Genomic DNA, 4,811 nt, shown 5'->3' with positions numbered 1-4,811 from the left:
AGGATACCTAAAGGACCATTTACCTTCAAAATCCAGTAAAGCCTGCATGGCGGATTCTTCATTTTTTGCTGTATATATGAGCTTTAAATCCGATGTAACTTCTTTATAATGCTTATAACTCACCAATTTTAGGCTGTTTCTATGAACTATACATAGCTGTACTATGGTTTTAGGGAATGTAGTCCTACAGGCGTGCTGAAGCAAATAGAATATACAGCGATCTTGCATCAGGCAGAAAAGATGACAGACCAGAAAGAATGTATAAAAGCACTGCCACCAGGAAATACACTGATAGTGTGGAAACTAGATAGGCTAGGAAGGAACATGAAAGATCTTGTGAACATGGTAGATACACTATGCAAGAAAGAAGTAGGGTTTAAAGTATTAGAGGGAGCAGAAATAGATACAAACACAAAGAATGGAAGGATGATATTTGGAATATTTGCAGCGCTCGCAGAATATGAGCGTGAACTAATCAAAGAAAGAACAAAAGCAGGACTAGAAGTAGCAAGAGCCAGGAAAGGAGGAAGGCCAAGGAAAATGGATAGAGCCGCGCTGCGAATGGCAGCAATGCAAAACAGAGAAGCCAAGCCATCAGAAATAGCAAAGAAGCTAAACATAACAACCACAACTTTGTATGAGTATGTTAATGGCGATGGGACCTTGAAGGAAAAGGGGGTGATAGTGCTTGGTGACATCAAATAAGATTGCATTTTATGAATGCGCAAATATAATACTATCAAGGTGTTATATTTGTTTCTATGCCAATACTTACAGTAAGGTTATCAGATGAAGTTCTACGGGAGGTGGATATGAAATCAAAGGCTTTAAATATTTCAAAGAATGCTTACATACAAAGAGCTATTAGTAATTTAAACTTTAAAATAAATGAAGATATAAAGAGAGAAAGACTTATACAAGCTAGTTATAAAGTCAGAGCTAACAGTATGGAAATTAATGCAGAATTTGATTCAATAGAATATGGGAAAAAAGTATAATTTTGGTGAAATATGGTTAGCAGATTTAAATCCAAGAATAGGTACGGAATCTGGGAAAGTAAGACCAGTGTTAATATTTCAGAATCAAATTTTATTAGATGAAAGCCATCCTTCCACAATTGTTTTGCCACTTACTACAAAATTAATCGATAATGCAGAACCTCTAAGAATTAGAGTGCGCGCAAGAGAATCTTTACAAAAAGATTCAGACATTATGATTGATCAAATTAGAGCAATAGATAATAAGAGGCTAGTTCAATTTTTATTAATGTGTGATGATGACGTCTTGCGGAAAGTACAATCATCTTTGGTAGATCTTTTGTGGTTAAGTAGAGATTAATTACTCTGTATGGGCGTATTAATGGTGATTGGGTCTTGAATGCGAAGTGTGGTTGATTTGTTATCAAGTTTTGTTTAGAGAGAGCGATGCTGAGCTTTTATAGTATGTAAGTAATATGATAAAAAGTCGTCTCCTTTTTCCAGATAATGGAAATGATTTGAAAGATAAAACATTTTTAAAGATACGTGATGAAAAGCAAAATGAGCTATTAAAAAATGCTTTTGAATGTTTATTTCAACAACAAAAAGATGCCAATAATTTGTGCTTAGATGAATATTCTGGTATCGGTAAAGAAAATGATGGACAGTGTCTTCAACGCTTAACAGAGCTAAGAGCGATTGGAATATTGCATAATATTGCAAAAATTAGTAAGAAATTTCAAATAGATGCCCCAACTAAGAAAGGGGCCCCTGATATTTGTTTAAGCCTAGATACTGGAGTAAAAGCTTATATTGAAGTAAAACACTTACCAGCAGAGCGGGAGAATAAAAAAGATTGCAAACCTATAGATGGATCTAGGTTAGAGGATGACAATGGAAATGTAATAGGAGCTATTAATTATGTTGGGTTTAGGGATTTAGATGGTAATGAATTTTTTCAAGAGCCTTGGGATGTTACGGTAATACGAACTCCACAGTTAAAGCTGACTGTAACAAGCTTAATAAGTGGCTTCATGAAAGAGCGGGATGGGCAATATAAAAAATGGAAATTGGAAAACAACGCGCCACTTATTATAGCTATAAATATATCCGAATTACAATCTACTTATTGTACAATTAAGTGATCAATTTGCACCACAGTTACCGAAAGAATTAACTAATACATCGGTAGATGATGATAAGTTACAGTGGCTAATCTCTGCTGAAGATTACACTTTAATTGTTAACAACAAGGCCAGAAATAAGTTAGATGAAGAATTTATTAATGCACTAAAAACATATAGCAAAATATCAATTAAGAGTTTTGATTAAAAAAGATGCCAATAGAGAAAGACTCTCTGATAAAAAGGAAAGAGATATCAGGAGTAGAAATTAATTCTGATACACGAGATGATATAATATATTATACAAGAACATTTTTCAAAAATATGGAAGATGCTAATGAAGTAGTATTTGGTCCATTTCATAAAAGCTACTCTGAAAGATTCCCACAGTTTGCCAAGTTTTTAGAAGAATTTCATTATCAATTTGAAAAAATTACTGTGAATTTAGATAAGTGCACCGTGAACTTGCGTGGTAAGGTTGTTAGTGATTCTTATGACATTGCTCGGGGGATAATGGACTGTATCTATAAAAAAATACAGGAATGTAGCACTATAAATGTACTAAATATAATAGAGTATATAGTGAAGTTGAATTATAGAATAGCTAATGATGATTATAAAAAAAGTGGGTGTTCACTAGAATCTCTATTGCAATTGCAACGCGTACATACTTATATTGAGATATTTATTCGTGATATCAATGAAATATTTAAGTCTCATTCTATAAATCTTACATTTATCAATAATGATGAAGGTTATAAGATAACACATATTCTACCAGATCAGTCAAAAGATGATATAGAATATCTTATACGACATGGAAGGAATGAAACTGTAAAAGAGCACATACAAAAAGCAGTTAATTGCTTATCGCTAGCGAAACCATCATATAGAACATGTATTAATGGGTGTGTTTTGGCAATGGAGACATATTTAAAAACTATTATTAAAAAGAATAAAGATATTCAAAATAAAATTGCTGGTGAGTTGTTAAATGACTCGCCTCAAGAACAAAAAAAGAATAAAGATATTGAAAAGAAAACTGCTGATGAGTTGTTAAATGACTTACTTAAAGAACAATGTTTAAAGGATAAAGGACATGCTGCATTATTTGAAGCACTAAAGAAATTCTATGGATATGCATCTAACACTACAAGGCACGGAAAAGATAATAATTTAGATGAGGCTTATAAATCACAGGCATTATTTGCAATGTCTATTATACCTTCTTGTATAAATTATCTTGAGAGTGAATTGCAGTCTATAGTAAATTCATGCGAAGAAATGGATAAAATAATTCAGGATGTAAAATGATAGCAATAGATACAAATGTTCTTGTTAGATACATCACTCAAGATAATTTAGAACGAAAAATCTGTTGAATTGCTGGAATCTTATAAAGGTATTGCTGGATCAATCTTTGTAAACAATGTTGTTTTATGTGAAATGGTGCTGGAAAGGGGGTATAAGTATTCCAGAAATCAGATCTTATCTACTATCAATTTTATGGCCTCTACACATGAATTTGCTTTCGAAAATCATGGATGTATATGGCTTGCTTTAGAAAATTACGAGGCTTCAAAAGTGGATTTTTCTGATTGTTTGATTGCGCAGATTAACCTAAATCATGGATATAAAAACACATTTACTTTTGATAGACATGCATCTGAGAGTTCTAATTTTTGCTTATTATAAATTGCTTGGATTGTTGGATATTATGATGTCTGGTATGAAAAACATCTGTATTAGACATATATCGTAGGTTGGTTTATGCAAAAATCCTTATATGAGCAATTAAAGACATATATTAATATATTTCCTATACAAGATTATATTAATGATCCCGATCCTTTGCTCACTATAGGAGGTACGAGACCTGATTTGCTGGATTCAGATTCTAAATGTGATGAAGAAGTAAAAGATTTGATAATACAACGATATTTTCATGTCATGATGCCATTTATTTGGGGTTCTGACAATGAAGAATTTACCCCTAGTTATCAGTGGTCTTGTGGGTCGAGAAGTTGGTTGCCTGAAGATATGGATGAACATGAGCTAGGGAGAATGAAACAATTATTGGAGGATATAATCCAAGATCAGGAGTGTTATTTCTTAAAACCATACTTACAAGCTAGAATTGCCCACTTAATAATCTCTAATAGTATAGAGAAAAAGAAAGGTAAGTATGCACTAAGCGCTGTTGATGCGTATGTCAGTATTGCAAGCTCTATGATTAACGAGATGTATAAAAAAATAATCGGAAAGAATTAGGGAAATTAGAAACGTATGCAAGAAACGCTTTTCAAATCTCTAAAATGATGCGTGGGCATCAAGGTATTAAGTCCAAGACAGACGAACTGATTGAGAAGATAAATTTGCTAATTAAGCATATAGAAGAGCGAAATAACATACTGGATGATTATATTATTATTAAGCTGATAAACCTTCTTATCAAAGCCCCTAATACATATCTTGATTATCTTCAAGCACGATGTGCTACTATAGCAGAGAGAAATCAGAATGAGCGGTCTACTAATTATCATGTGCAAGAAAAGATTATTGCTAAGGCGTACGAAATTTGTGAAGAAATAGCTAGGCACTGTTAACAAAGGTTGTATTTAATAGATGCTAAAGCTATAAAGGCAAGGAAAGAGAGATCGGATTTCTCAAATCGTAATGCTAAGCGTCGATTTTCTTTGAGTTTAGCGAA

General features: G+C 32.8%; 9 protein-coding genes. 8 read left to right on the top strand and 1 reads right to left on the bottom strand.

Annotated elements, in window-relative coordinates; genetic code table 11:
• The coding region (locus tag Cyrtocomes_RS05245; protein WP_410519706.1) for a transposase at positions 1 to 228 on the bottom strand (228 nt) is incomplete at its 3' end.
• Positions 229 to 240: 12 nt separating this feature from the next.
• On the opposite strand from Cyrtocomes_RS05245, the gene Cyrtocomes_RS05240 reads away from it, so the two are divergent.
• The 8 genes from Cyrtocomes_RS05240 (at position 241) to Cyrtocomes_RS05205 (ending at position 4,707) form a co-directional block, all read left to right on the top strand.
• Positions 241 to 705: a recombinase family protein gene (locus tag Cyrtocomes_RS05240; protein ID WP_322498140.1), complete on the top strand. Its 465-nt coding sequence runs from the start codon at positions 241 to 243 to the stop codon at positions 703 to 705.
• Positions 706 to 761: 56 nt separating this feature from the next.
• Positions 762 to 998 carry a CopG family transcriptional regulator gene (locus Cyrtocomes_RS05235; RefSeq protein WP_322498139.1) on the top strand — a complete coding sequence of 79 codons (237 nt, stop codon included), beginning with the start codon at positions 762 to 764 and terminating at the stop codon, positions 996 to 998.
• A complete protein-coding gene (locus Cyrtocomes_RS05230; protein ID WP_322498138.1) occupies positions 982 to 1,338 on the top strand; it encodes a type II toxin-antitoxin system PemK/MazF family toxin in 357 nt (118 codons plus the stop codon). Before Cyrtocomes_RS05235 ends, Cyrtocomes_RS05230 begins: the two co-directional genes overlap by 17 nt.
• Before the next feature lie 115 nt (positions 1,339 to 1,453).
• On the top strand, positions 1,454 to 2,122 hold the full coding sequence (locus tag Cyrtocomes_RS05225) for a hypothetical protein (RefSeq protein ID WP_322498137.1): 669 nt from the start codon (positions 1,454 to 1,456) through the stop codon (positions 2,120 to 2,122).
• 192 nt (positions 2,123 to 2,314) lie between these two features.
• Entirely contained in the window at positions 2,315 to 3,415 is a 1,101-nt protein-coding gene (locus tag Cyrtocomes_RS05220) for a hypothetical protein (RefSeq protein WP_322498136.1), read from the top strand.
• A 69-nt stretch (positions 3,416 to 3,484) separates the two neighbouring features.
• Positions 3,485 to 3,796, top strand: coding sequence for a PIN domain-containing protein (locus Cyrtocomes_RS05215; RefSeq protein ID WP_322498135.1), 312 nt, complete (start codon positions 3,485 to 3,487; stop codon positions 3,794 to 3,796).
• A gap of 75 nt (positions 3,797 to 3,871) precedes the next feature.
• Positions 3,872 to 4,372, top strand: coding sequence for a DUF7380 domain-containing protein (locus Cyrtocomes_RS05210; protein WP_322498134.1), 501 nt, complete (start codon positions 3,872 to 3,874; stop codon positions 4,370 to 4,372).
• Between the two features lie 47 nt (positions 4,373 to 4,419).
• Positions 4,420 to 4,707, top strand: coding sequence for a hypothetical protein (locus tag Cyrtocomes_RS05205; protein ID WP_322498133.1), 288 nt, complete (start codon positions 4,420 to 4,422; stop codon positions 4,705 to 4,707).
• Positions 4,708 to 4,811 lie beyond the last annotated feature (104 nt).

The organism is Candidatus Cyrtobacter comes, assembly GCF_034470605.1.
Taxonomy (GTDB): domain Bacteria; phylum Pseudomonadota; class Alphaproteobacteria; order Rickettsiales; family Midichloriaceae; genus Cyrtobacter; species Cyrtobacter comes.
The sequence above is the reverse complement of the archived record's forward strand: the minus strand, read 5'-3'. Positions and strand labels throughout refer to the sequence as shown.